General features: G+C 39.1%; 29 protein-coding genes and 1 pseudogene. 18 read left to right on the top strand and 12 right to left on the bottom strand.

Features of this window, described 5'->3' with window-relative positions; genetic code table 11:
• The first annotated feature begins 13 nt into the window (after positions 1 to 13).
• Entirely contained in the window at positions 14 to 646 is a 633-nt protein-coding gene (locus FTU29_RS00875; RefSeq protein WP_180119848.1) for a hypothetical protein, read from the top strand.
• A gap of 35 nt (positions 647 to 681) precedes the next feature.
• Here the strand turns inward: FTU29_RS00875 and FTU29_RS00880 are convergent, their stop codons facing one another.
• Positions 682 to 1,926, bottom strand: coding sequence for an MFS transporter (locus FTU29_RS00880; protein ID WP_180119850.1), 1,245 nt, complete (start codon positions 1,924 to 1,926; stop codon positions 682 to 684).
• Between the two features lie 117 nt (positions 1,927 to 2,043).
• On the opposite strand from FTU29_RS00880, the gene FTU29_RS00885 reads away from it, so the two are divergent.
• Entirely contained in the window at positions 2,044 to 2,733 is a 690-nt protein-coding gene (locus tag FTU29_RS00885; protein WP_306422784.1) for a TetR/AcrR family transcriptional regulator, read from the top strand.
• 66 nt (positions 2,734 to 2,799) lie between these two features.
• Here the strand turns inward: FTU29_RS00885 and FTU29_RS00890 are convergent, their stop codons facing one another.
• Both FTU29_RS00890 and FTU29_RS00895 read right to left on the bottom strand, forming a co-directional pair.
• The gene (locus FTU29_RS00890) at positions 2,800 to 3,231 is read right to left on the bottom strand and encodes a hypothetical protein (protein WP_180119852.1); all 432 of its coding nucleotides are present in this window, start codon (positions 3,229 to 3,231) and stop codon (positions 2,800 to 2,802) included.
• Between the two features lie 223 nt (positions 3,232 to 3,454).
• Complete coding sequence (locus FTU29_RS00895) at positions 3,455 to 4,915, bottom strand: inorganic triphosphatase (RefSeq protein WP_180120346.1); 1,461 nt, start codon at positions 4,913 to 4,915, stop codon at positions 3,455 to 3,457.
• Between the two features lie 320 nt (positions 4,916 to 5,235).
• Between FTU29_RS00895 and FTU29_RS00900 the strand changes: the two genes are divergently transcribed.
• The 4 genes from FTU29_RS00900 to FTU29_RS00915 all read left to right on the top strand — a co-directional run bounded on the left by FTU29_RS00900 (position 5,236) and on the right by FTU29_RS00915 (position 8,679).
• Entirely contained in the window at positions 5,236 to 5,619 is a 384-nt protein-coding gene (locus FTU29_RS00900; RefSeq protein ID WP_180119854.1) for a DUF962 domain-containing protein, read from the top strand.
• A gap of 592 nt (positions 5,620 to 6,211) precedes the next feature.
• Positions 6,212 to 6,832, top strand: coding sequence for a thiamine phosphate synthase (gene thiE / locus FTU29_RS00905; protein ID WP_078188828.1), 621 nt, complete (start codon positions 6,212 to 6,214; stop codon positions 6,830 to 6,832).
• A gap of 35 nt (positions 6,833 to 6,867) precedes the next feature.
• Positions 6,868 to 8,166: a glutamate-1-semialdehyde 2,1-aminomutase gene (gene hemL / locus FTU29_RS00910; RefSeq protein ID WP_180119856.1), complete on the top strand. Its 1,299-nt coding sequence runs from the start codon at positions 6,868 to 6,870 to the stop codon at positions 8,164 to 8,166.
• 102 nt (positions 8,167 to 8,268) lie between these two features.
• Positions 8,269 to 8,679, top strand: a complete 411-nt coding sequence (locus tag FTU29_RS00915) for a heme-binding protein (RefSeq protein WP_180119857.1) — start codon at positions 8,269 to 8,271, stop codon at positions 8,677 to 8,679.
• Positions 8,680 to 8,794: 115 nt separating this feature from the next.
• On the opposite strand, the gene FTU29_RS00920 is transcribed toward FTU29_RS00915, so the two are convergent.
• On the bottom strand, positions 8,795 to 9,709 hold the full coding sequence (locus tag FTU29_RS00920) for a LysR family transcriptional regulator (RefSeq protein WP_180119859.1): 915 nt from the start codon (positions 9,707 to 9,709) through the stop codon (positions 8,795 to 8,797).
• A 156-nt stretch (positions 9,710 to 9,865) separates the two neighbouring features.
• On the opposite strand from FTU29_RS00920, the gene FTU29_RS00925 reads away from it, so the two are divergent.
• The 5 genes from FTU29_RS00925 to rapA all read left to right on the top strand — a co-directional run bounded on the left by FTU29_RS00925 (position 9,866) and on the right by rapA (position 15,988).
• The gene (locus FTU29_RS00925; protein ID WP_180119862.1) at positions 9,866 to 10,648 is read left to right on the top strand and encodes a hypothetical protein; all 783 of its coding nucleotides are present in this window, start codon (positions 9,866 to 9,868) and stop codon (positions 10,646 to 10,648) included.
• Between the two features lie 384 nt (positions 10,649 to 11,032).
• Positions 11,033 to 11,365, top strand: coding sequence for a hypothetical protein (locus FTU29_RS00930; protein ID WP_078193595.1), 333 nt, complete (start codon positions 11,033 to 11,035; stop codon positions 11,363 to 11,365).
• Positions 11,366 to 11,526: 161 nt separating this feature from the next.
• Positions 11,527 to 12,231 carry a phosphopantetheine-binding protein gene (locus FTU29_RS00935; RefSeq protein ID WP_180119864.1) on the top strand — a complete coding sequence of 235 codons (705 nt, stop codon included), beginning with the start codon at positions 11,527 to 11,529 and terminating at the stop codon, positions 12,229 to 12,231.
• A 133-nt stretch (positions 12,232 to 12,364) separates the two neighbouring features.
• Complete coding sequence (locus tag FTU29_RS00940; protein WP_180119865.1) at positions 12,365 to 13,009, top strand: RluA family pseudouridine synthase; 645 nt, start codon at positions 12,365 to 12,367, stop codon at positions 13,007 to 13,009.
• A 141-nt stretch (positions 13,010 to 13,150) separates the two neighbouring features.
• Positions 13,151 to 15,988 carry an RNA polymerase-associated protein RapA gene (gene rapA / locus FTU29_RS00945; RefSeq protein ID WP_180119867.1) on the top strand — a complete coding sequence of 946 codons (2,838 nt, stop codon included), beginning with the start codon at positions 13,151 to 13,153 and terminating at the stop codon, positions 15,986 to 15,988.
• A 112-nt stretch (positions 15,989 to 16,100) separates the two neighbouring features.
• Here the strand turns inward: rapA and FTU29_RS00950 are convergent, their stop codons facing one another.
• Entirely contained in the window at positions 16,101 to 16,538 is a 438-nt protein-coding gene (locus FTU29_RS00950) for a hypothetical protein (RefSeq protein ID WP_180119869.1), read from the bottom strand.
• Between the two features lie 515 nt (positions 16,539 to 17,053).
• On the opposite strand from FTU29_RS00950, the gene FTU29_RS00955 reads away from it, so the two are divergent.
• Positions 17,054 to 17,317: a PAAR domain-containing protein gene (locus FTU29_RS00955; RefSeq protein ID WP_078193592.1), complete on the top strand. Its 264-nt coding sequence runs from the start codon at positions 17,054 to 17,056 to the stop codon at positions 17,315 to 17,317.
• Between the two features lie 106 nt (positions 17,318 to 17,423).
• Positions 17,424 to 18,221, top strand: a complete 798-nt coding sequence (locus FTU29_RS00960; protein WP_180119871.1) for an alpha/beta fold hydrolase — start codon at positions 17,424 to 17,426, stop codon at positions 18,219 to 18,221.
• A gap of 63 nt (positions 18,222 to 18,284) precedes the next feature.
• On the opposite strand, the gene fabR is transcribed toward FTU29_RS00960, so the two are convergent.
• The gene (fabR, locus tag FTU29_RS00965; RefSeq protein ID WP_372491111.1) at positions 18,285 to 18,959 is read right to left on the bottom strand and encodes an HTH-type transcriptional repressor FabR; all 675 of its coding nucleotides are present in this window, start codon (positions 18,957 to 18,959) and stop codon (positions 18,285 to 18,287) included.
• Positions 18,960 to 19,127: 168 nt separating this feature from the next.
• Here fabR and FTU29_RS00970 point away from each other — a divergent pair, with 168 nt between their 5' ends.
• Both FTU29_RS00970 and FTU29_RS00975 read left to right on the top strand, forming a co-directional pair.
• Entirely contained in the window at positions 19,128 to 20,195 is a 1,068-nt protein-coding gene (locus FTU29_RS00970; RefSeq protein WP_180119872.1) for a ferredoxin reductase, read from the top strand.
• Between the two features lie 12 nt (positions 20,196 to 20,207).
• Positions 20,208 to 21,302 (top strand): acyl-CoA desaturase, encoded by a 1,095-nt coding sequence (locus FTU29_RS00975; RefSeq protein ID WP_078193588.1) that lies wholly within the window; start codon positions 20,208 to 20,210, stop codon positions 21,300 to 21,302.
• Between the two features lie 82 nt (positions 21,303 to 21,384).
• Here the strand turns inward: FTU29_RS00975 and FTU29_RS00980 are convergent, their stop codons facing one another.
• The 3 genes from FTU29_RS00980 to FTU29_RS00990 form a co-directional block, all read right to left on the bottom strand.
• Positions 21,385 to 21,588 (bottom strand): hypothetical protein, encoded by a 204-nt coding sequence (locus FTU29_RS00980; protein WP_180003812.1) that lies wholly within the window; start codon positions 21,586 to 21,588, stop codon positions 21,385 to 21,387.
• A gap of 176 nt (positions 21,589 to 21,764) precedes the next feature.
• A complete protein-coding gene (locus FTU29_RS00985) occupies positions 21,765 to 22,394 on the bottom strand; it encodes an HAD-IB family hydrolase (RefSeq protein WP_180115211.1) in 630 nt (209 codons plus the stop codon).
• A complete protein-coding gene (locus tag FTU29_RS00990) occupies positions 22,361 to 23,566 on the bottom strand; it encodes a DUF1615 domain-containing protein (RefSeq protein ID WP_078193585.1) in 1,206 nt (401 codons plus the stop codon). Before FTU29_RS00990 ends, FTU29_RS00985 begins: the two co-directional genes overlap by 34 nt.
• A gap of 276 nt (positions 23,567 to 23,842) precedes the next feature.
• Between FTU29_RS00990 and FTU29_RS00995 the strand changes: the two genes are divergently transcribed.
• Positions 23,843 to 24,025, top strand: a complete 183-nt coding sequence (locus tag FTU29_RS00995) for a hypothetical protein (protein ID WP_078193584.1) — start codon at positions 23,843 to 23,845, stop codon at positions 24,023 to 24,025.
• A gap of 115 nt (positions 24,026 to 24,140) precedes the next feature.
• Entirely contained in the window at positions 24,141 to 24,356 is a 216-nt protein-coding gene (locus FTU29_RS01000) for an acyl-CoA thioesterase (protein WP_306422792.1), read from the top strand.
• 91 nt (positions 24,357 to 24,447) lie between these two features.
• Here FTU29_RS01000 and FTU29_RS01005 read toward each other — a convergent pair whose 3' ends face one another.
• Together FTU29_RS01005 and FTU29_RS01010 are read right to left on the bottom strand one after the other, a co-directional pair.
• Positions 24,448 to 24,618, bottom strand: a complete 171-nt coding sequence (locus FTU29_RS01005) for a hypothetical protein (protein WP_168377461.1) — start codon at positions 24,616 to 24,618, stop codon at positions 24,448 to 24,450.
• A 313-nt stretch (positions 24,619 to 24,931) separates the two neighbouring features.
• Entirely contained in the window at positions 24,932 to 25,306 is a 375-nt protein-coding gene (locus FTU29_RS01010) for a hypothetical protein (protein ID WP_180119874.1), read from the bottom strand.
• Between the two features lie 564 nt (positions 25,307 to 25,870).
• On the opposite strand from FTU29_RS01010, the gene FTU29_RS01015 reads away from it, so the two are divergent.
• The gene (locus FTU29_RS01015; RefSeq protein WP_168377460.1) at positions 25,871 to 26,218 is read left to right on the top strand and encodes a hypothetical protein; all 348 of its coding nucleotides are present in this window, start codon (positions 25,871 to 25,873) and stop codon (positions 26,216 to 26,218) included.
• A 16-nt stretch (positions 26,219 to 26,234) separates the two neighbouring features.
• On the opposite strand, the pseudogene FTU29_RS17365 reads toward FTU29_RS01015, so the two are convergent.
• Positions 26,235 to 26,590 (bottom strand): annotated as a pseudogene (locus FTU29_RS17365) (site-specific integrase); the annotation flags it as partial.
• Between the last annotated feature and the right edge of the window lie 47 nt (positions 26,591 to 26,637).

Raw genomic sequence — 26,637 nt, forward strand, 5'->3', positions numbered from 1 at the left:
AATGGAATGCTCCATGCAAGATGCAATCGCAGTGCAAAGTCTGAAAAGTGATATTGCCTTACTTCGACAAAATATTTGGCCGCCCTCAACCTTAGCCAATGTAGAAGGGCTGCCCATTTATTATGGTACACAGTCTGAAGTGGCTGAATATTATGCGCAGTGGACAGGCTTAATCGAACGTGCTCAAGACTTATTTCAGCCCTTTATGGAAGATGAAGTCCTTGATGCAATTCATTTGCCGAGTCATTTGAATCTGCCGCTTTTTTATTTTCACGTGGATCGTATTCGAATCAACAAAACACGTGCGAAAGAATCTAAAACCTTTCGTGGTATTGCCAGCTTAATTGAAAAATGTGGGCAATTTGAAGCAGATCAAATTCAAGCGATGCGACTATGGCTAGACAGCGATGATACGGCAGCTTTGGTCGCACACCGTGAATTTATTGACCTCAGAACCTATGTATTTCAACATGGACAAAGTGAATACACCCGTACCCGTTTTTATGTGAATGGCATTGTTCTCAGTGTCGAAAACGACTTTAAATTGGTGGATGCCCGTGACAAACCACGTAAAGCCCGTAGTGATAGCTATAGCGACCCTTTAGCCGATAACAATACGTGGAAAATCTTTGGGAAATATCGTTAATCAAATGTATTGACGATATCACTTAGAGCGTGGACTTAGTTCGCTGTACAAGGAAGCTTCGGGTTATTTAATCCACGCCCTAAAGTGAATATAGCCACTATGGCAAATGCGACAAAGATCATCACTGAATGCAATAAGGTATTGGCATTAAAATGATCAACAATATAGCCGCCAAATAGAGAGCCACACGCAATCATAAGTTGGAAAATACCAATAAACAGCGGCATGCCTTTTTCAACAGCTTCAGGGGCATGTACAAACATCCAGATATTGGCCGTTGTAGGAAATGCACCAAAGGCGAAACCCCATAATGCGGTTAAAAGATATGCACCGAATAAGTGAACTGCAAAGTGTGGAAAGCTAAAAAATACCACGATAAAACTGAAGGCGACAAAAACAAGGGTATAGCGGACATTGATGTTACTGCTATAACCCGCAAATAAATTACCAAAGAAACCTGCGATGCCGTAGATCAATAATAATGAACTGATGGTGGTCGCATCAAAGCCTGCATGATTTTTAAAAAATGGGGCGAGATAGCTATAAGAAGAAAAATGAGCAAAACCAATTAATAAAATAATAATCAGTCCTTTACGTGCTTTATCATGTTGAATCAGTGCAGGTAAATCACTAAATCGAATAGCCGATGTCGGTGGAAGTTTTGGGAGAAATTTGATTTCTAAAACTAAAATGATGATTCCGACTGCTGCAATGATTTGAAATGCACTACGCCAACCCAACCATTCACTTAGCCATGTACCTAATGGAACACCTAATACCGTCGCTAAGGTAACACCTGCCATGACGATCGCAGTGGCTTTGGCAATGGCGAGATGACTGGGTGCGACACGTCCACTCAAGGCTATGGCTGTTGCCCAAAATCCACCGATAGCAATACCCAATAGAAAACGGCTAAACAACAACAGCGTAAAGCTTTCTGCGAAGCCAGTTATAAAATTAGAAATGACCATAATCACGGTTAAGGCAATCAGTAAGATACGACGGTCAAGTTGCTTCACAGCAACAGAAAGCAGGGGCGCTGCGATCGCACCCATAATGCCAGGGAGGGTAATCACCCAACCTGCGGTACCTACACTAATATTTAAATCTTGAGCAATGGCATTTAACACGCCAATGGGTAAAAACTCACTGGTGACAAGGGCGAAAGCTGTAATGGCAACCGTGAGGATTGCAAACCAATTCCCTTGATTGCGAGAAGATTCATCAGGCTGCTGCGTCAACTGTTTATCTTGTTTTAAAGCTGTAGCATGCGGATTCATAGCGTTACACCTTAATTATTTAATTTAATAGTGACTGTTATAAAAATAAATTATTTGATTAAATTGTGAGCGTCAATTATTTTAATAGTGAACGTTATAAAATATAAATGTTAGCTTATGATGAATGATTCAAAGCAAGAAAATCAGCACGCTAATCCAGCCGATACGGTCAAGAAGCGTGGACGACCTAAATGTTTTAATGAACAGCAAGCTTTGGAAAAGGCGATGATGTTGTTTTGGCAATTTGGCTATGAAGGAACGTCCATCAGTGATTTGACTCAAGCTTTGAATATCACAGCACCTAGCTTATATGGCACATTTGGCGACAAAACGGCGCTTTTTGAAAAATGTATTGAATACTATAGTGAACACGAAGTTCAGCCTGCAGAAAAAATTCTACAAGCAGGTCAAACGGCTAAAATTGCGATGGAATTGTACCTATATGACAGTATTCAGCATTTGGTACAAGCCAAAAAACCTAAAGGTTGTATGGTGGTGGTGGCAACAATGAATTGTTCACAGCAAAACCAAACCGTACAAGAACAGCTCAAACAACGTCGTGCCTATACCAAAACAAAAATTATGGATCGGCTCGCTATAGGCGTGCAAAATTCGGAAATTGAAAGTTTGGCTCATGCAGAGCAATTGATTGATTTTTATATGACCTTATTGCAAGGGATGACCATACAAGCGCGTGATGGCATGGGCTTGATACAATTACAGCGCATGGTGAGTAATGCAATGAGATCATGGGAGTTTTTAGCACAAGGCCCAATCAGTATCGATCATGAATTAAGCCCCCAATAGCAGCATAGCCTTAACACAATTTTTTAGTTTTTTTGAATGACTGATATGCAAATTATATGCTGAAGTTTATTTGCAGGGGTGAATTTTGATGTCGCCTAATTCCATTACACTGATATAACCATCAACCGCAATTAAATTGTCACTTTGACTCGATAGAGTTAGACATTCTCCAGACTTGACGCTGGATAGTAGCTGACCTTGCTGCGGATTCAAGTTCATGCTGTAAATACTGAGTGTGCCTGCATCAGTTTTGATTTGGTAAGACTCATCACCATAGTCCTCATTATTATTGCGCAGGACTTTAAAGGTTCGTTGTGTCTGATCAAAGTTTTGAGTTGGAGAAAACGGCTTTTCGACTTGTAAGGATGCCGTGCGCCTTAATTCGGTGCTTTGCACAGGCTTATGTTGTTCACTACAAGCACTTAGTAATGGGAAAAAGATAAAAATAAGTGAAAATGAAAATAGTGGATGAATTACAGGTATGTGAATTTTCAACATAAAACCACCCTGAATCTAATTTTTCAGATAGCTTATTTTAAAAGTTTTTACTCAAAAAACAAAAATAATAGCTTCTCAAAATATTTCAATGTAACTGAGACAAACTAAGGAATTGATGAATTGAAATTAGGCGAATTTGAATCTGAATGTCCAATAAATGAATATCTATATAATAATGTGGGACGCAAATAAAAAGGGAGACTCATTCAATCTCCCTTAGGTTTTATTTAATAAGTTTTCGGCTGACAAGGAATTGTTCTGTCGCTTCTAAAAGTTTATCTGCATAAACCTCTTGCTTTGCAGTCAACCAACCGAGAACAAACCAATCGCTAGCTTCCAGCTCTGTTTGCTGAATATACTGTGCAGAAGAGGAAAGGACTTGGTATTCCTGTGCCGCAACTTGTGCATCATTGAGTGCTTTACTGTATTTCTGCAAATTTTTTACATCGTAAATCGACGTCAAAATTGGGAAGCTAAATTTAAGCTCTTGTATGCGTTGAGAAAGCACGTCTAAGCTTTCAAAATTGTTAATGTCGGCATCATTTAAAGCCTCTTGGAGGGCTTTATATTGGTTTTGCAGGGTTGTTTGAGCATACCATTTAAAATCATGTTGCTGCGGCGCATCATCGACTTTCAAACTAAACATTAAAAGCTCAAGATAATGATGTACATTTTGAGTCGATTTAACCAAATTGCCTAACTTCTCTTTGCAATACAAAATATCTTTAGTTAAATTTTCTGAAGTCGTTGGGTTTTGTAAAAAGCCTCCCAAAGTATTTTGCATGTGCTCAAAATGATGTAATTGTTCAAACTGCTGTTTAAATGCGCCTAATTGCAATGCCCATTTTTCAACGATATCACTGTTCCAATCTTTAAACAGCGAAATGGTTAATTGTAGATGATGGAGTGCTTTCTGAGCTTGTATAATGTGCTCTGCCTGAGCAACGCCTGCAGAAATTGCGGCAATATTAGGCAGAAGGTGCTGCATTTCCTGTGCAATTAAAAGTCGTAAGTTTTTTGCGGCAGTATCTTTTTTACTGAGTTGAAATTCTTTAGCCTCAACTGCTGGACTCACAGTTTGATTAAACGCCAGCAAATTCCCGATTTCCGCTTTACTGCGAACATCTAACCATAAATGATACTTTTTAACCCATTCGAAACTAAAGGCAAGGAGTGATTGAATAGAGCCACTTTTAAGCTCAAATTCAACTTCATGAACTTCTGTTTCTGTGCTGTTGCTGCGGATACAGCCGACATCTAAGCAAACTTCGATCTTGGCATCTTCAAACTCTATGACGCGATAAGTTCTGAGAATATCTGTTTCAAACTGAAGTTGTAACGAATCCTGCTGATCGCCTAAAGTGGTTTTTAAAACTGACTGAACTTCAGCTTCATTGGCATAGACCGATAAATCTAGGGCAGGGGCTTGTTCATGCTCGCCCAAATCTAAGTTATGTTCAAACCGTTCAATGTGACTTTTACCTGCAGCTTTCAGGGTTTGAATCCAGCGCGTTCCTTCTAAACGTTGACGCAAAGCTGCATGCTGCTGTGCCATTTTTCGATCTGGGGTATCAAAATATTTAGCTTTAAGTTGAATTTGTTCCGATTTTTTTGGATCGAGTGCTTTTAATAATGCAGTTCGACGTGCTTCTGGAATCTGGAACTTTAATTCAACTTCAACCATGGTTTTCTGTCCTGATGTTACAACTTCATAATCTGGCATGAAGCGATCTCTAAATTTTTATAAAAATGAAAAACTAAATCGTACGTAAATTTTCTATGAGCTAAACGCGTTTCGATTGTAGCGAAAAACAGTTGAGAAGTAAGACTTGACTGATTTGAAAGCGCTGATTTTGGCCAAAGAAAAGTTTTAAAAATGGATATTCCATCAATTGTATAATTCACAATAGTTCAATTTTCATTGGAACAAAATAAAATTTTACGCCTTTAAAGTGGGCGAGTTTTGAGCTATGTTGATTAAAATAAGTTCAGGATGAGCACAAAATGAATTCACAAGTACAACCCGAGTTTAATCGAGATTTAAAGCCCGAATTTCAGTTGCCTATTCGTGACTACTCGCAATTTTATCGATTTTATTTGACTGAACATCGAAATATCATGAGCCGACGTTTACATGCCACAGGCAGCAGTATAGGACTCTATTTCTTTGCAAAAGCAATTTTAAAAAGACAACCGAAGTATTTTGCTTATGGCCTGGTTTCAGGCTATGCCTGTGCATGGGTCGGACATTTTTTCTTTGAAAAAAATAAGCCAGCTAGTTTCAAGCAACCTTTGTACAGCTTTATTTCCGATTGGCGCATGCTGTCTGATATTGTGAAGGGGAACTTAAGCTTAAAACACCGTAATTTAGATGAGATTGATAGTTAATTGTTTATTAATCAAACGCTTAATTTTTATGGATATGGGTGTGATTTTTTTGAGTAAATGACTTGCAAAATTAGAGTGATTAGTCTAATAATGTTCATATTGTTTATTTAATTCTTATCTAAAACATGAATAGTCGATAAACCCCAGTTTTCCGAGCCTAGAGTGACCTTCTCTAGGCTTTTTTTATGGCCTTAGAAAAGTCTATTGTTTGAAAGATATAACAATAAAAATTTTCATAAAATAGGCTAGACTTTTTGATGCTCTGAACGCTCCCCAAAACGCTTCTTACCAAGCACCAAAAAGTCTAATAGGTTACACATTTTTATTTTTATAAAAGTGTTGTGTTTTTATGCGCTGCGTTTTGAGTTCTTCTGGTGCACTATTAAATAATTTGTATCAGTTTTGTTCTATACCTGAAAATAGGTATTTTTTGCCATTTTCTACAGAAAATTTAATTAAACATTTATATAAGTAGTCCTGTGAAAAGGAATATAACTTTCTCAGCAGCAAAGCATTAAAATTTTATGTCCCAAGCAACATTTCACAGACCTAATCGTTATAATATTCAAAAGTTTTAAGTTGTGATTGAACTATGCGTGGTTTATACCTCATTACCAATGATGATCCTATCGAATTGCTTTTAGCCAAGCTTGAAGGCGCGATGGCAACTTATGAAGTTGCTGTTTTGCAATATCGTCGTAAAAAAGTGGCAAAGGAAGATCAGGCTTATGAAATTGAATACATGAAAAATATGTGTAATCAGTACAAAGTGCCTTTTGTCATTAATGATGATCTCGAAACTGCAGTTCAATATGGTGTGGGTGTCCATTTAGGGCAAGATGACGGTTCAATTGCTGAAGCTGTAGCACGCTTACCTAAAAATGTTTTGATCGGTCGAAGCTGCAATAACTCTTTAGAACTGGCTGAGCAGGCAATTGCAGACGGTGCAAACTATGTGGCTTTTGGTGCCATTTTTGCAACTGAAACTAAGCCTGAAGCAGGCAATATTGGCTTAGAAACGCTAAAACAAGCCAAAGCGAAACTAAATGTACCTATTTGTGCAATTGGTGGTTTAACTGTAGAAAATTCAGCAGAAGTCATTGAAGCAGGTGCTGATCTTTGTGCTGTGATTAGTGATGTATTAGGTCGTTCAATGTCTGCTGTTAGCAGTCGTGTTTATGAATGGTCTGAGCTTTTTGCTGAACAAGCTTAATTTTATTTTTTAGATTGAATAAGTAGAGAATTTTTATGAGCTTATCTGCTAAGCAAGAACAATTATTTAAACAAGCCAGCAAGCATATTCCTGGCGGTGTAAACTCTCCTGTACGCGCATTTAATGGTGTAGGCGGTACACCGGTATTTATCGAAAAAGCGCAAGGTGCATATCTCTATGACGTAGACGGAAAACGCTATGTCGACTATGTCGGCTCTTGGGGCCCAATGATTTTAGGTCATGCGCAGCCCGACATTATCAAAGCAGTTCAAGACGCGGCTGTTGATGGTTTGAGTTTTGGTGCGCCAACCGTTCATGAAACAACTTTGGCGGATATTATTTGCGAAATTATGCCGTCTATTGAATTGGTTCGTATGACCAACTCAGGGACTGAAGCGACTATGACCGCCATCCGTCTTGCTCGTGGCTACACCGGCCGTGACAAGATTGTAAAATTCGAAGGCTGCTACCATGGCCATTCAGATTCGCTTTTAGTGAAAGCGGGTTCTGGCCTACTTACTAAAGGTGAGGGTGAAGCGACTTCTGCAGGTGTTCCAGCTGATTTCGCCAAACACACTTTAACACTGCCGTATAACGATATTGCGATGCTTAAAGAATGCTTTGCAAAATTCGGTTCAGAAATTGCAGGTGTAATTGTCGAGCCAGTTGCAGGCAACATGAATTTGGTGAAACCAATTGACGGTTTCTTACAAGCCATTCGCGATGTATGTGATGAACATGGTTCTGTCTTCATCATTGACGAAGTAATGACAGGTTTCCGTGTCGGTCTTGGCGGTGCGCAAGCGCATTATGGCGTAACGCCTGACTTGACTACTTTAGGCAAGATCATTGGTGCTGGCCTGCCTGTGGGTGCATTTGGCGGCAAGCGTGAAGTGATGGAATGCATTGCACCTCTTGGCAAAGTTTATCAAGCAGGTACATTGTCTGGTAACCCATTGGCTATGCGTGCCGGTATTGAGATGTTTAAACATCTGCGTAAGCCGGGCTTCTATGAAACTTTGACTGAAAAATTGGCAGGTTTGCTTGCTGGTTTACAGGCAGCTGCAGACGAAGCGGGCATTCCGTTCTTTACGCAGCAAGTGGGCGGCATGTTCGGTATTTATTTCACTGATCAAACTGAAATTACTGGTTTTGATTCAATTTTGAAATGTGATGTAGATGCTTTCCGTACTTTCTTCCACGGCATGTTACAGCGCGGTGTAAACTTAGCGCCTTCAGCATTTGAAGCAGGTTTCTTCTCAAGCGCGCATAGCGATGAAGATATTGCATTTACCATTGAAATGGCGAAAGAAGTTTTTGCTGAAATGAAGTAATTTTCATTTAAAACAGTAAATTCTGCTTTAGAATAAAGCCCGCAGCCTGCTGTGGGCTTTTTTGTTGATTTAAGTTCAGCTTTTTAAGAAAAGGATTTTTAAATGAAAACCAAGCACTATTTAACTTTGGCAGACGCAGAATTTTTACTAAACACAGCACATGATTATGCAGTTGAACAAGGTTTCAATGTCAGTATTGCGGTAATGGATGAAACAGGCAATTTATTGGCAATGAAGCGTATGGATGGTGCATCGCCAATGACAGCAAATCTATGCTTAGAAAAAGCCAAATGTTCTGCGATTAGTCGCCGTCCTTCAAAATTATTTGAAGACATTATTAAAGGCGGCCAGATGGGGTTTTTGACTATGGATACCTTTTCGGGAATGTTGGAAGGTGGTGAGCCGATTTTGTACGAAGGGCAGTTGGTGGGTGCGATGGGCGTGTCTGGAGTAAAGTCTTTTCAGGATGCAGAAATTGCACAGCAGGCGATTGAGAAGTTTTTGGAACAGTAAGACTAAGCATGATCTTGAGTGAAATAGATAATTCAGCCCAATCGATATGTTGGGCTTTTTTTTATTTTGATTTAAATGTCTAGGAACTTCGCCCATAGCATTAAATCGAAATTTTCTAAGATTGAGCCGAAGCATTCAGCATGAAATTGATAAATGCTTTGAGTTTAGAAGACTGATAGTTAGACTTTGGATAGAGTAAATAAAAAGGCCGAGTTGTTTGGCTATAAGATTTGAGAACTTCCACCAACGCGCCGCTTTGTAATTCTTGCTCCACTGAAAAGCGGTAGACCTGCATCAGTCCTGCACCAGATTTAGCTAAGATTAAGGTCGAGAGATAATCATCTTTACAGGTAATTTTTCCTTGGACATCAACCATAATTTTTTTGCCTGCATCCATGAGTGACCACGGTCCAGACTTACCTGAACTCGGTAATTCAAACAAAATACATTCGTGATGCTGTAAGTCTTGGATGTTCATAGGTGCAGGGTGCCTTTTCAAATATTCAGGTGTAGCCACAATGCATAATGCAGCATCTTCAAGTTTACGTGCAATTAAGCCAGAGTCGGTTAACTCATTACCGCGAATCGCAATGTCATAATCATCAGTCACTAAATTTACATTATGGTTGCTGACATGAATCTCGAGCTTAATATGTGGAAACAGTTCGGTAAACTTAGCCATTTTAGGCAGCAGACGATAATGTGCATAAGCTGTGGGCACGCTAATTTTCAGTAAGCCGATGGGGTGTTCCTGTTCACCGCTGATTTGCATTTCACCTTCGAGTAGGCTGTTAAGGGCTTGTTTGCAAAAATAATAATAATGCTGCCCAGCATCGGTAATTTTAAGTTGGCGTGTAGTGCGGACAAATAGCTTTACCCCAAATTTTGCTTCTAAGCGTGATATCGCTCTGCTGACTGCGGCAGGAGAAATGCCTGCTGCAATTGCTGCAGCAGAGAAACTTTTCTTTTCCACGGTTAAACAAAACAATTCAAGACTGCCGATTTGTAGATCATCATAGTGACGCAGCATAATATTTCTATTTATTAATTACACGATGTAATAAGTAAATTAAATTTGAAGGTCTTTTTCAATAATTTATTTTCGATAAAGTGGGTTTAACAGCTGATTCAGCACTGGCTGAGAGCAATTATTTATACAACTCCACAACGAATATCGGAGATACATATGGCGATTCTCAACTACGAAACAGGCCCGATTCAGGTAGAAGCAGCGTTTACTTCAGACTTCCCAGTTGCAAGTGAAATCAAGATGCATGATTTAGTGAATATGCAGGAAATTGAACGTCGTACCATGGATGTGCGCCCGGGCATGCGCCACAAATATATGCCACTTGGTTTTGACCGTTTTAGTGGTGCGCTTTGGACTGGTGGACGCTACTTATTTGATACTTGGGAAAATGTAAAAGATTATGAGCGTTTCACCAGCGAAGAATTGGAGTTTGAGCCGAATGTAAAGTTTTGGAGCCGCCCATTTTTCTTGAATGTACAGCGATATATTTGGCGTGTTGCTGGTGCGCATGATTTTAAATCCTTAGCAACATCGCATCATGTTGTTCGTTTTGAGCGGTTTTCGACACAGCATGATCAGTTAGATCAGCTGCTAAAAGAGGTTTGGCCGACTTTGCGAGAGCAAGCGAAGGTGCAAGGTTTGTCCAGTGCTTGGCTGATGTTTAATCAAGATGAAAAGCAAGTCAGTATTGTGACCGTGGCTGCCAAAGTGGATACAGGTAATGCGGCTGAGGATAGCATCAAGGCTTTGGCTAAACTTGAAAGCATGAGCTCTTTGAGCGAATTGTTACCTTCTGAATTAAAGTTAACTCCACTATTTGATCGAACCAATCCAATACTTGCACAGTGGCTGCCTCTGTCTCGTGTTGCAGGCGGTGAACCTTCGGTACATCCGATGTCACCACCTTTGGCTGCACTGAATGTCGAACCTCAGAAATAAACACGATAAGCTGACAGGAGTACTGCTCTTGTCAGCATTAACATTTAAGAAACTTGTCTAGCAAATCTTGTCGTTTGAAGTATCAGGGTTTATTAGGGTACTATCAGTGCTAGTTTTATATGCTATGTAATATACTGATTTAGGAATTACATTAAATAATGTAATTCTTGATGCGTATATTAGGGATGAGCTGCAGCGATACATATATTTTACAATTATGAGTATTGATGTATCTCGAATATTGTTTGGGGATGAAAAGAATATTAAAGAAATTATCCTAAAATAAAAAAAATGATATTTGAAGAAAAATATCTATATTTGAAAATTTTTTATGCTCATTTAAAAAAGAATGGACGTTATACAAATTAAAATAAAGGGAAAGGTATGGACTCAAAAGAATTAGCTCATCTGCTCAAAAAAGGAATTATTAACGAAAACCTAGAAATTTATAAAGGATTGTTCACAGACTGCTCACCATCAGAAATAAAAGATCCTTATTTTATTGAAGCAATAAGTTTTTTTAATACTTTGCCAGACGAACATAAGAGAATTTTTTTCTCAATCTTACGACAAGTAATGATTGATTCAATTAGTAATGTATTAGGTGTTATTGATGGCAGCTCAAGTTTAGAAGAGCACGATGGTGATTTTTCTTTGCTGTATGAGGGTAAATCACTTGAATATTTACAAGATTATTTTTTATCCGAATTTGAATAAAACCAAAACTTAGGTTTATCTAATAAACTTAATAGAATTAAAAAAATCTATAAGTTTAAAGTTGACCAAAAAGTAAATCATCAGTAGCCGAAAGTCACCTTCAGATATGATTCTGCGTTAGCATAACAGTTGTTCTAACATCAGTTTTGTGCCGAGCCCGTATGCTGTATCCCATGCCTAAAAAAATCCAATTTGCACCATCTCAAGCAAAATGGCAGCTGTCATCAACACAGTCAGTATTGGTACTGGTTGGCTTACAAAATTTACGCATGCAGCAGGGTATACAAGATACGCAGTTGATGGAAAATTTGATCCAGCTGACCAATAAAGCCAAAGCCTTAGAGATTCCTATTGTCGATTTATATGGCGATGATTTACTTCAAGGCATGCAGCAGCTCGGTGAATATGCAACCATACACCCTCAGCTCATCTTTGCAGGGCAAATCACGCCTATGCTGAAACAGATCTTGCTGTATCTATATAGGGTAACAGAGCAAATCTGTATTGTTGATGACGCAATTGTGCTGAATAATCAGGAACAGCATATTCAGTGGGTGGACTCCATGTCAGGCCAAGGTATTCATCATATGAGTAGTTATAATTTGATGCGGCTTTGGAATCTGTCAGCGCCAACGGAATTCGTTTTGTCAGCCAAAGGCATATTATTGGCTATTGCAGAGCAGCTAGATATGGAGGCATTGGAAATAGATCCCTTAACCGATTTACGCAGTTATGGGCTTGATTCCGTTGCCATGGTCAGCTTAATTGGTTTGTGGCGTGCCAATGGTGCAAACATCCGTTATGAAGACTTTTTAGATGATGCAAGTTTAAAAGCATTGCTAGAAAAATTGCTCAGTACAGACTAAACAAAGCCAATTGGAATTATTTTTGTTCTAAATCGGAAAATACGTCGGGAAATATGGCTTTGTGCATTGTAATTGTTGGCTAAGCTTTTTATTATTGCCGCCTTGTTTTTCGAGATCAGAACTGGATTGAACTTTGAGTAATTTTCTAACCGAACACCTGATACATCGTGACACTGACTTTATGGTGATCCATAAACCAGCAGGTTTACTCACAGTTCCGGGAAAAACAGCAGATTTACAAGACTGTGTTATCAATCGATTATTACAAATTGAGCCGAATACTTTGCTCATTCATCGTTTGGATCGTGATACCTCAGGTATTTTGGTTTTTGCATTAACCCGTCAAGGGCAAAATCGAATTTCACGCCAGTTCCAAGAACGTCAAACTTCAAAAACATATCAGGCATTGGTTGCGGGTACGCTTGAAGGTGAAGGTACTGTTGATGTACCCGTCGTGTATGACCCAAAACATCCGCCACTGCATATTGCCGATCCTGCACATAATAAGCCTGCGCTTACGCATTGGAAAGCCACTGAACATTTTGATATTCAGGGGCAAGCTGTAACACGCGTAGTATTAACTCCTATTACTGGTCGATCACATCAGCTTCGTGTTCATATGCAATATTTAGGTCATCCTATTGTTGGCGATACTTTGTATGCAACACCTGAGCAACAGCAGCTGATGCCGCGCTTATGTTTACATGCTGAGCGCTTGAGTTTTAACAATCCTGAAACTGAGCAAACAGTGGAATTTCACTGTCCTGTACCATTTTAGGAAAATCATTTAAATCCCTAAGAATTCTGCTCACTATTTAGTGGGCTTTATGTCAAAATATATTGCTTTATGGTCTAGATTTTTGCTCAAATAACGTTCACAGTTTGAGCATAATATTTTCAGACCGAACTTGAGAAAAAGGTGGAAAAATTGCAGCAGTTTGCTATTGGTCAACGTTGGTTATCAGATACAGAAACGGAACTGGGTTTAGGTGTTCTTATTGATGTTGATGAGCGATCGGTCAGCATTTTATTCCCAAAAAGTGATGAAACTCGTGTCTATGCCCGTCACAATGCACCTTTATCTCGTATTATTTTCAATGTAAATGACGAAGTCCAAGACCAAGAAGGTCAAATTTGGACTGTTGAATCTCTTGAAGACCGTGGTGGCGTGGTTCGTTATAACGCGGTACGTAAACTTGCCGATGGCACAGAAGAGCGTAAAGCACTGAATGAAACACGTATTGGTGCAAGTATTCAGTTAGCAAAACCATTAGATCGTTTGCTTGCAAGCCAAGTGGACTATAAAGAATGGTATGACCTGCGTATCGAAGCACTGCTTCTTCAAGCCAATATGAAGTCTAGCCCTCTACGTGGCTTGGTAGGTTCACGTGTGGGTCTCATTCCACACCAACTGTATATTGCGCATGAAGTAGGTAAACGTTTTGCTCCACGTGTATTACTTGCTGATGAAGTGGGTCTAGGTAAAACCATCGAAGCAGGTCTGATTATTCATCAGCAACTCAAAACGGGTCGTTCAGAACGTATCTTGGTCTTAGTACCTGATTCATTGCAATATCAATGGATGATTGAAATGCGTCGTCGTTTCAATCTTGAGTTCTCATTATTTGATCTGACACGTACAGCATCGATTAAAGAACACGATCCAGATCTCAACCCATTCTTAACAGAACAATGCATCATTGCGAGTGTCGATTTGATGATCGACCATGATGACTTGCGTGAACAAGCCCTTGAAGCTGGGTTTGATTTGCTCGTAGTCGATGAAGCTCATCATTTAATGTGGTCAGAAGAAGAAGGCGGCAATGACCGATATGACCTTGTTGAAGAACTTGCTGAAAAAACGCCGGGTGTCTTGTTACTAACCGCAACGCCTGAACAATTAGGTGTGGAAAGTCACTTTGCACGTTTGCGTCTGCTCGATCCACAACGTTTTAGTTCGCTTGATCGTTTCTTGGATGAAGAAGAGCAGTATCACCAAACAGCTAAAATTGCTGAAGTGCTGATGTCTGATCTGCCACTCGAAGAAGGGCATTTGGCAGCGATTGAAAGCCTATTAGGTCATCGAATTACTGACGAGCCAGAACAACGCTTCCGTGCCATTCACGAATTATTAGACCGTCATGGTACAGGCCGTATTTTATTCCGTAATACACGTGAAGCGATTCAAGGCTTCCCCGGGCGTGACTGTCAGCCTGCGCCATTACCTGCACCAGAAAACTGGTCTAAAGATGGCAAGCTACGTGAACAAATGTGGCCTGAAGAAGCGCAGCTTGATGGCTCGTGGATGGAAACCGACCCACGTGTGATGTGGTTGATGGAACGTCTGCGTACGGACTTGAAACACAAAAAAGTGTTATTGATTGCACGTAGTGGTCCAGTGGTTGAGTCTTTAGAAAATGTACTTCGTTTGCATGCGGGTATTCGCACAGCGATGTTCCATGAAGGCATGAGCTTATTAGAGCGTGACCAAGCAGCAGCTTACTTTGCTGAAGAGTCATACGGTGCGCAAATTTTACTATGTTCAGAAATTGGTTCTGAAGGTCGTAACTTCCAGTTTGCATCAGACCTTGTGTTATTTGACTTACCTGCTAACCCAGATGTACTTGAACAACGTATTGGTCGTCTAGACCGTATTGGTCAAGAAAATCGTATTCAAATTCATGTGCCTTATCTTGTTGGTACTGCTCAAGAGCGTATGTTCCGTTGGTATAACGAAGCATTAAATATTTTCTGTAATATTTCGCCGACTGCGCAAACCTTACAAGAAAACTTCATCGTCAATCTGAAAGATTGTTTGTTGGCAGATAAAGGCCAAGAGTTTGAAGATTTGCTCGAAGCGGTGAGTGTACAACGTGAAGCACTTGAAGCTGAACTTCAAGAAGGTCGTGACCGTTTACTTGAATACAACTCTTGCCGTCCAATCGTGGCACAAGAAATTGTGACTGCACTTGAAGATTATGATGACAACACGACTTTGCCAATGTTTATGAAACGCTTTATGGCGTCTACAAACATTGATTTTGATGAGCAAAGTAATGGTACCGTGATCATCAAGCCAACGGATCAAATGCAAGTTCAAGGTCTGACTTTGGACGAAGAAGGTATGACGGCGACGTTCTATCGTGACCAAGCACAGATCCGTGAAGATGCTCAATATTTAACACTTGAGCATCCATTCACTGAAAGTGTGATGGAAATGATTAATACGCAAGGCTTTGGTAGTACCAACGTTGCTGTATTGAAATCGGCCGCTTTACCGCAAGGTTCTGTGTTAATGGAAGTGTGGTTTAAAGTCGATGTCGTTGCACCGAAAGCATTGAATTTGCCGTCAAGTTTGCCACAACAGCTGGTTCGTGTATTACTGAGCGAAAAAGGTCAGGATTTATCGCAAAAAATTGCACCTGAAATTTTACGTCCTTATTTACATCATCTTGATGGCAACAGTTGCCGCCAAGTGGTTAAGGCGCGTCGTGATGTCATTGAACAGCGTTATACGCAAGCGCTTGAAATTGCTCGTGGTGCATTACCGGGCTTTAAACAACAAGCCAAAGAAATCTACGGTAGCAAATGGCAATATGAAATTGACCGTTTAACTTATTTGAAGCAGTTCAACCCAAGTATTCGTGAAGACGAAATTGCACGTTTACAAAAACTGCAAAAAGAAGGTTTAACACTGCTTGATGGTCTGGCGGTTACACCAGAAGCGATTCAAATTATGGTAGTGGTTAAGCCATAAGTTAAGAATCTTAAAAAAGCACCTTAGGGTGCTTTTTTTTATGGCTAAAATTATAACTGTAAAATTAATCACGACAGATTTACGCTAAATCTAAGTTTTGTATTGTTTATTTTTAATATAAATTGTCGACATCGGCATAAAAAAAGTAACTATTTTTCAGCAATTCTACAGCTTGATCAAAATCTTCATGTTCATCCAACATATAAAATATGCCATCAAGCTTTGTATAGTCAGGATGATTTTTTGCTAACTGAATTTGGATCGTACATCGGTCTGCTTGGCTGCGTGTTGCATAATGAGCTGTAAGTAAATCAAAGTTAATGTCATTGCATAGCGGCTGTTTTAAAGCGATTGCACCACAATAAGCATGTATTTCAGGCAATAAGCGTAAGACTAAATCTGCCTCTTTGCTTTCCGCCACGATGAGCTCTGGGTCTGCAGTCTTACACAAGGCCAGTATTTCTGTTAATAGGGTTGAGTCATCAAGTGTATGGTCTAACACGATGACTTTTTGCGGTTGGGTTAAATCAAAGTCATTTATTAAAATCATAAAACCTCCTGAAAATAGAATGGTTATGCTTTATTTATCTGCGCTATTTATATGAAGTTGTGCTACGTATTGAGTCTAAATATTTACTAAAAATGGTTTTGAATAATGTGTTTAGTCTAAGAACGTTCTAAGGTTAATCATGTCGTAGAAACACACCTTGTTCTGATTCGAAGTTCAGTTAAATACTGAAATTGTTAATATAGGGCGCTACGCTTCATGCTCATTGCTATACCCAATATACAAGATTTGATTAATAAAAGAATCGGCATCGCGACATAAGCTGTCGTTATTGATATCGATTGAATCCTGAAAGTGAAATGATTAAATGTATTCGGGCATATAGCGATAGCATCATAATCAAATGATTGTTCACGAACTGCCTTAAGGTCGTGTTTTAATGCTTTAGTTAAGTAAAGTTTTGGCTTGGTTAAATTTATACGTCGATGCTAGCGAGTTGAGGGCAGTTCCGTTAAAATGCTTCAAATTTCAGCAGTTCGTTAGAAGAAAATAAAAATATGAAATCCTTAATTACCTTAGGTAGTAAAACGTCACACGGTGGTGTGGTTTCAGAATGTGAACCTTCATTTGTGATTAATGGTATTGCGGTGCATTTAAACGGCATGAAACATTATTGCCCGAAATGTAATTCGACTGTGGCTGCGATCGCGGCAGATCAAAGTACAACGGTAAAGGGGCGAGGTGTTGTGGTTGCTGGAGATAAAACCACTTGTGGCGCAACATTTTTACCGAATCAATCAATGGTCGGTTCACAAAAATAATCTGCAAACTGACTTTGGGGTCATATAGATAAACTCATTGAGTCCTGTTTAAATCGTATAGATCTCTTTATGATGTGGCATCATCAGTTGATTGGATGAGTTTTAGATGAAAAGCGCGATCCATTTTACCCATGCCAATGGTATTCCTGCTGCAAGTTATCGAAAGTTTTTATCCTACTTTGCACCGCAATTTGATGTGAAGGCGATTCCGCTGATTGGTATGGATGAGCGCTATCCGATCACCAAAGACTGGCGATATTTGGTTGATCAAGTCGTAGCAGATATCGAGCACCAATTTCCAAAGCAAAAAGTGATTGGGCTTGGGCATTCTTTTGGTTCTTTAGTCACCCTTATGGCGGCTTATAAACGTCCAGACCTGTTTTCACAACTGATTATTATGGATCCACCTTTCGTAATCGGCCCTAAGTCCGCCATTTTTGAGGGCATGCAAAAATTAAAGCTCAAAGCTGTCGATAAAATTACCCCTGCAGCAATTACACTGAAGCGCAATGATCATTGGTCAAATTTGGATGAAGCATATACGGCACTACGGAATAATCGTTTATTTAAAAGTTTTGATGCGCAGTGTTTTGAAGATTACTTTGCACAAGGCATTCAAGCTGATGAAAAACGCGGTGGCGTGACCCTCAGCATTCCAAAAGCCGTGGAAGCGCAAATCTTCCGTACAGTGCCTGCATGGTGGTGGCGTACTCCACGAAAAGCCCCTCAAATGCCTGTACACCTTATCACCGCAGATAACAGCCATTTTTATAAACAAGGTTTGCCTGACGGAATGAAGAAAACCTATGGTATAGATTATAGTGTAGTTGAAGGTGGGCACATGTTTCCACTTGAGCAGCCGAAACAGACAGCGCTACACGTCATGCAGTACTTACAGCATTAGAAAAATAAATTTTGCTCATAAAAAAGGAGACCTGAACGTCTCCTTTTTTTTGACCGTTAATTTTTATCGAATCTGGGCTTCGTCTAAATGGCGAGCACCTTCCAGGATCATGCGAATCATAATCATGGTTTGTTCGGCAACTTCTTTGCGTTGTTCTGTCGGTAGATCAATGACTTTCGCACCCATGTTAAACACCAATTGGGTAATACCACGTGCCACGATGTCAGGATGAGCCAACTTACTCTGATTTAAACGTTCTAGTACGATTAAATCTTCTCTTAATTCTTGTTGGAAATAGTTAAGTTGACGCTCAACTGCATTTTTATAGGAATGCGAACCAGTATAGCCTTCACGAAGTAAAAGGCTTAAGTTGCCTTCATCGGCATCTAGCTGCTGAATAAATACTTCAACTGAACTACGAATAATACTGCTTTGGCGTGATGCCTGAAGGCGTGCTTCATGCAAAATTTGACGTAACACACCACCAGCTCGATCAATCAACTCAATGGCTAATTCATCAATATCTTTGAAGTGACGATAAAAACTATTTGGAGCAATGCCAGCTTCACGTGCAACTTCACGCAAACTCAGTGATGAAATACTTTTTTGTGGACCAATTAAATTAAGCGCTGCCTGAAACAGTTCTTCCTTGGTAATTGTTGCTTTACGACCTACAGTGCGAACTGCAAGTGGAGTTTCAGCTTCAGAATGTAATTCTTCCTGGTACATGTTAACCATATTCGTCTGTGCAGACTGAGTCATATTTTTTAATAGATTAAAAACATTAACATATTATAGCGTCTGCTAATAGCTTTTGTGAAAATGTCGATTAAATGCACAAGCGTATATACAAATATATATACATGTGTATAATAATTAAAAACCTCCCATGAGTTGTATTTGATTATGCATGTACTCGAAAAAGCAAAAAAGCCTTTAAACGCACTCAAAGACAGTGTTATAGACGTCAATGCGGTGAATTTCTGGTTGCAGAAATTTAATCCGTTATGGTCTGGTAATCAGGCTCTCGGCAAAATTGTACAAAAAGAAAATGCAGCAAATGAGATGGTCAGCCTAACCATACAGGTGAACCGTTTATTTAAAATTGGCGAAGCTGGTCAGCATCATCCTGTTTTTGCTTGCGTAAATGGTATCCGTTACGAACGTACTTATAGTTTGACTCAGTTGGATGATCAACACGTATTACTTAGCGTAAAAAAAGTGAATACGGGTATCGTGAGTACTTGGCTCGTAGAACAAGCACAAGTTGGTGACATCTTAGAATTTGGTCAGCCTTTTGGTGATATGACTTTGGTGTCAAATTCTGCGCCGTTGCTACTATTGGCTGCGGGTAGTGGTATTACGCCAATGTTGAGTTTGTTGAAAGCGATGAGCAAAACCAAGCAAATTGCGGAGCAACCAATTCAGTTAATGTATTGGGTTAAGTATCACGATGATGCCGCATTCAAATTACGCTTCGAAGCTTTGGCAAATCAATATCCAAACTTTAAATTTCAAATTTTCTTTACCCAAGAAGATGTTCCCGATCCACGATTAAATGCCTCTCACGCTGCTCAATTTGACAACATTGAGCACAGTACTGTGTTTGCATGTGGTCCATCGGGTTTCGTCACTCAGGCCGAAGCGTTATTTGATCATGCACAGTGCTTTATGAGTGAAGCATTTAGCATGAGTCCAATTGCAACGGATGACATTGGTTTTGTGAATGTCACGCTTACGCAATCCAATAAAACCGTCAGTATTCCAAAAGGCCAATCAATTCTAGCCAGTCTTGAACAGCAAAATATCAAACCAAACCACGGTTGCCGTATGGGCATTTGTAATAAATGTGCCTGCAACAAAGTTGAAGGTTCGACTAAAAATATGGTCAATGGTAGCCAAAATACAGAACCGGGTAATTTACTCAAAATTTGTGTGAACTCAGCACAGTCAGATCTCGTTATTGATTTATAAGGTAGAAAAAATATGAACATGCCTGTAAAAATTGAATATTTTAAAAATCCTAAAAACCGTGAGTTAACCCAATCGCAATTAGATGAACTGGCGCGTGAGCTTGACGCGATTAAGCAAGAAGTTTTAGATGACTTAGGTGAAAAGGATGCGAAATACATTCGTCGTGTGTATTCGACTATTCGATATTCATCTATGGCAGGTCGTGCATTATTGTTTGCAGGTTGGTTTCCGCCAGCGTGGATTTTAGGCACAGGTCTTTTAGGTTTTGCCAAAATCATGGAAAACATGGAATTAGGTCATAATGTCATGCATGGTCAATATGACTGGATGAATGATCCTAAATTCAATGGTCAGACTTATGAATGGGATATCGTGGGTACTGCAGATAACTGGCGCCAAACTCACAATTTTAAACATCATACCTATACCAACATTAAAGGTATGGATGATGATATTGGTTATGGTCTCGTTCGTTTATTCCCAGAACAGCGTTGGAAGCCGGGCTATCTATTACAACCGATTTATAGCATTCCATTTTGCTTATTGTTCCAATGGGGTGTTGCCATTCAAAACCTTGAATTGGGTAAATACTTTAAAGGTCGCAAAACAAAACAGCAGACCAAAGAAGAATGGAAGCCAATGCAAGCCAAAATCGGCAAGCAATTATTTAAAGACTATGTGTTTTTCCCGCTTATTGCAGGGCCTGCAGCATTACCTGTGCTCACAGGGAACCTCGTTGCGAATGGTCTTCGTAATATTTGGACGTTTAGCATTATTTTCTGTGGTCACTTCACCAAAGATGTTGAAGTTTTCCCGAAAAAAGTACTTGAAAATGAAAGCCGTGGACATTGGTACATGCGTCAAATCCGTGGTTCTTCAAACCTTACTGGTTCAGAAGCATTTCACATTTTGACAGGGCATTTAAGCCATCAGATCGAACACCATTTATACCCTGACGTTCCTGCACGTCGTTATCGTAAAATGGCGCCAAAAGTGCAGGCGGTCTGTGAAAAATATGGTTTGAACTATAACAACGCAAGTTTAGTGAAACAGTACGGCAGTGTACTAAAACGTATTGTGAAATATGCGTTTCCATTTAAAAAGTAATAAACGCTACACTAAATTTACGGGAAAAAAAGCCATGCAATTGCATGGCTTTTTTATATTAACTTTGGGGAAAATATTTATTTCAATTTTTGATATGTAATTTGAGGATCTTAATCAAATTCATATAATTTCCTTTTTTAGCCATACGAATGACCAATTCAATTTCTTCTTTCGTCCACATCTGGCGAGTGGCTGAGAAGGCAAATTGAGCAAGGAGTACAAATGGATTTTCGCCAAATTTAATATGGAGGCCTTTGACATATTTCGGTGGATTGAATTGATTCATATTCTTTTCCCGCTTTTAATATTTGACCGCATTATTTCTAATTAATGAGAAAAATAGCACACTATAAAGTCAAAATAAAAGCAGAATTTTCAAAATTTAATCATATATTAGAGCGACTTAAATTTAAGTTTGTAATTGTTAACTTTGATTAATAAACCAAACTAAATCACTCGACTTTAGTCGAGTTCAGGTAGGCGTTTATCCTGTCCATTCATGAAATGGTGGGTGGCCAATTCAAACATAGCGAGGTCTTCATCGCTATTTCCATAGGCATAAACATGCTCATAGTCTTGAAGGTTAAATTGCTCCAAAACGCGAATTTTCTTTTGCTCGCCACTACAGTCTAAGGTTTGATACAAACCAGTCAGTATTTGGTCATTGGCTGCTGTTTCGGTACAAATCAGTTTGACCCCAAGCTTTTTGGCCACAGGTTTAAGATATAAATCGACGGATGCAGAAACCAATACGACTTCATGACCGCGTTTTTGGTGTTGCTGTAATTGTTCATACAGTGAAGGATTGAGTTCTGCCATCAAATGTTCAGCATATTGCGCTGCTTGATTTAAAACCTGCTCATGATTGGCTTGGCTAAACATTGCGGCATATAGGCGAGGACGCATTGCATGTGCAGGATATAGCTTGAGATAATAGCCTTGAATCCAAGGGAGAATTTTAATCCCTTGGCGCACGATATGCCTTTTAGGCAGGGAATAGAAGATGAACCCTGTAAAACTGTCTTTGTTACACAGGGTTCCGTCAAAATCAAATAAGGCTAGAGTTTTAGGTTTTTGATGCGGCGCATGCATGTTTGATAACGTCCATCGACTCGTGTGGCAAACCAATTGGTATTGTAATCACGGCTTAATTTCGGCCCAGAAATTACGACTTCAGGCATCATGGCATAAAATGGTTCTTTACCTGTCTTTTCTTGGTACAACTTTTTGACCGCTTTATACGTCAAAGTATCTTCAAAGTCCTGATCTTTTTCTTTTTTAAGATCTGAACGAATTTGACGTGGCGTCGCGATCACATTGTTTTCTGCAAAAACGGCAATCAGCGCGGTTTCAGACTGGCTTTTTGCTGAACGTGGAGAACCATCTTTATTATAAAGTAAGAGGTCACCATCTAAGCCGAGCTCAGCAGGGGTTAAGTCATTCAACATGCTTTGGAATGCCGCATTACGACTCGAATAACGACCCGAGTTATAATCTGCAAAACGATAAATCGGTTTGTCATATTCAGCTGGATACATCATTAAACGGTGAATGCCGTAATACAAACCGCCATATTGGCTATACATATCTGTACGTAGTGCCGCAATATTTCCACCTTGGCGTTTGTGGTCTTTGGCATAGCCTATATGGACTTGCATCGAACCCAAAGTGGTAATGGGATTGAGCTTTTCACCAATATCTTGTCCAACCAGTTTTGCTGCGCCCGTCAAAGCACTCACGTGATAATGTTTAGACATATAGTCAAAAATTTCACGATATAACTCGTCTAGTTCACGTTCAGTTTGAACGCGGCGCATTTGGCTCAAATAGTTATCTTCAGGACTCGGCTGATTTTTTAACACATCTTGGAAATAGCCAGCGACTGTACCACCGATGCCATCACCCAATTTATCTTTAAACTTTTCTTCAAGACGATCTTGAACTTCTTTAACGGCTTTTTCACCGAGCCCCGGCACATGCGGATCAGCAACAAAATTGGACTCTTGATCGACCACAGCAACAATCGTACAGACATTTTCTTTCGTGGTCGGAATACCGAGCTGATCACTAATGTCGTAGATATCATTGGCCCATGACAGACGATCATTCACGCGAGGTGGAATGGCTTTTTTAATCTGTTCCGCTTCCATAGTGGGTTCATCTTTGCTCCACCATGAACCATTACCACAAGCAGCCAAGCCAATGGATAAAGCCAGTACAGAAAGGGATTTAAAGCATAATGTGGTCGAAAAAGTTTTGTTCATATTTTCCAATAAACTCAGCCATATGGGGGCGACAAAGCAGGAGCAGTATACTATGCAAAATACATAAGTAATGAATAAATATGTATATGCCTCATAGGTGACTGTCAATCTATTTATGGAGATCTACGCGTGTAAAAACAAGCAGTTCTGTCAGGATGATTGGAAAAAGAATGCTTTTTGAGCTAAATAGATGAATATTCCAATATCATTTTCAACAGATTATAAAAAATGAAGGTATATACTAGCTGAAATCCATAATTTTTTAAGGGGATTGTTATGCCAGCTAAATTTTTCAGTCGTTTCTTAGGTTTGATTGCGTTAGTTATGGTGTTGGGGGCAATCGTTATTAACTTTGTTGTGGCTAAACCGATGGTGGAATATTGGATCTTACTCTTACTACCTTGTTTTGCTGTTCCAATTTTAACATCTGTGATGATCACGAAGGATGAAAATCTTTAACGTCATTGCACAGTGAATCAATATTTCAATCTATATAAATGAAGAATAAACAGTCTTTGCGTAAAGCTCACCTAGGGTGGGCTTTTTTGTGAATTAGCCAAAAGTCTTTTATACTATGCAAATGAGAAAGTTAAAACGTCAGCACAAATTAACGGTATCAACCGTGATTTGGTCAACGGAACAAGATGCCGTGTTGATCGAACATGCAGATTTAGCTATGTCTGAATTAATCCAGCGCTTGGGATTTAGTGAAGAAGACATTTTACAAAGAAAAGAAATATTAGGTTTAAACCGGCGGGCACGACAAATTCAACGTTTATACTTTAAATAACAGATGTCAAAGTGATTGTATACTGTGACAAACATAAAATGTCTGTGAATTTAATAACCCACAAACTGTGGGTTTTTAAATGTTTACTGAATTATTTTGCAACAGCTTCAGAAGCAGGAGCCGCTTCAGTTGCGTCTTGAGCAACTTCAGTTGTTTGAGCTTCAGATGCAGCAGCTTCAACTTTTTGTTCTTCCGCAGCAAATGTAGTTGCAGTAGCAGCAGAGATAAGTGCAGCAAAAAGTGCTTTATTTAAAGTTTTCATGATTCAATCTTCAGTCTATTTTTGGAAAAAACAACTTAATGTATTAATCATGAGAAAAGTGTAATTAAAATAGATTGTTCTGTGTCCAAATTGTGAATTCCAACGAAAAAATTATCAAATTAAATCAGTATTTTGAAGTCTATCACAAAATAATATGTGCCATTCAATTGTCGTTAATTATTTGAAAGGCTTTAAAAAGAAAAACCCGAATAAATCGGGAAGTATATTTTACGTTGTTATTACAGCGAAACTTACACACTTTTCGCTTAATTACAATTTATCGCTGAAATATGACGCCATGATGAAAGGGAGATTATTCGGCAGGACATTCAATTTTGAGTTTTACTTTGTAGTAGTCCTGTGCAATCTTCAAATCATTTAACATTTTATCTTGAGTATAATCTTGGGCTGCGAGTTTGAGCATGGCAGGCATATAGTTGGTTTTATATTCATGAGGGTAGTCATGACATAAGACTTGTGTTTTTTCCTTGATCGATGTGCTTGGGGCATCTAAAACATCAAGGTATTGACTGATTTGCGCATCTGACTGCTCAAATTGTTGAGTCGCTTGTTCCGTTGTTAAATCAGCGTTTTGACTTTCAGCTGCAGCTACCTCGTCATTCGGTTGTTGGCAGGCAGTCAATATGGTAGCGAAAAATATAAAAGAGAGAATTTTCAATTTTTTCATAAAGTTCAACTCACTGATGTGAATTTATAGATTTAAGTTTTCAATGATTTTAGCAGTATCCCTCTATAGTAACACCTGTACAGGCAGATCTGCTGAAAGTCTGATGTTGAATCGATAGTGTGTTAGCTAGAAGGTATATGCATAACTTTCAACGACTCTTAAGCAAAAGCGTAGAAATTTTTGTTTGGAATTACTAAACTATCGCATTGCAAATTTGCCGTCCAATTCCGAAGCTTCAAATTCCTCAATTTAAGCGTTGAACGATGTTGATGTTCATTGTCATCATTCAATTGCATAATCATTGCCATGAAACGTTTTTACGCTCAACAGATTTTGCGAACATACATTTGAATTTAGCATTGTTAAAAGTGGATTCGAAGATTTCGAATGTGGTTCGGGTATCATTTGCTAAATATAGCTAGAGGTTAAAACATTGAGTCAACATCCTGTCATTCAAGAATTATTCGATCGTCCCATCGAGAGAAAACTGTGGGTGGCACCTATGGCAGGTGGGTTAGATTACGTTACTATTTACAATAACATCCAATTTAACGAGCATCAAAAGTGCATTATCTAACCAAAATTATTAACGGAATAACAATTTGCTTCCTAGCATCAGTGAACTGCTATGCTAAAGATGAACCATCAAATGCTCATAATGTAATTGAATTTAAATGGTACGAAGCCAAAAATAATTACAACAGAATAATCAGAGAGTCTAGAGAAGCCAAAAGGAATGATAGTGATTGTGAGGAAAAACTGGATAGCTGTGATAAAGATATGAAAAGCTATCTTTATTACCGGAAACCATTAGCTGCCGCAAAAGCTCGCTTAGATGCAGCTGAAAGCAAGCTATATGAGAAAATGTCATTAGAATTTGATGCAGATAATGTTGGTGTTCAGAAAGATTAATACTTTTATAAGAAGCGGCGTAATCAGAAAAGTCTTGTCGCGTTAAATAATAGATATTCTTTTCAGAAATATCTAAACTAGCGATATGCTGTAGTGCTCCTGTTTTTGTCCTAGCAAAACTGTCCGCCTCATCCAAATACTGAAATATGAATTCTCTGAGTGTTTTTGCTTAAGTTGCACCTCAGGGTTCAACATTTTTTCAGGGTGCAATTCAATTTCTGCCTCTGCGCGTTTAATCCACTCATCAGCCAAAGACTTTTAGCTAAATGTTTTGGATTGCTTGAATTCTGGGTAGCCTTGAAGTTGTACGCGGACTTGAGCTCTATACCGAGTTGTACCGTCTTTTGTTTGTCGCTTAGTGACTGTACCTATAAATTTGCAACATTGAAATTTCGTGGTGCAAATAGGTTGCAACTAAA

This window comes from Acinetobacter sp. YH12086, from assembly GCF_013419345.1.
In the GTDB taxonomy this organism is placed as follows: Bacteria; Pseudomonadota; Gammaproteobacteria; order Pseudomonadales; family Moraxellaceae; genus Acinetobacter; species Acinetobacter amyesii.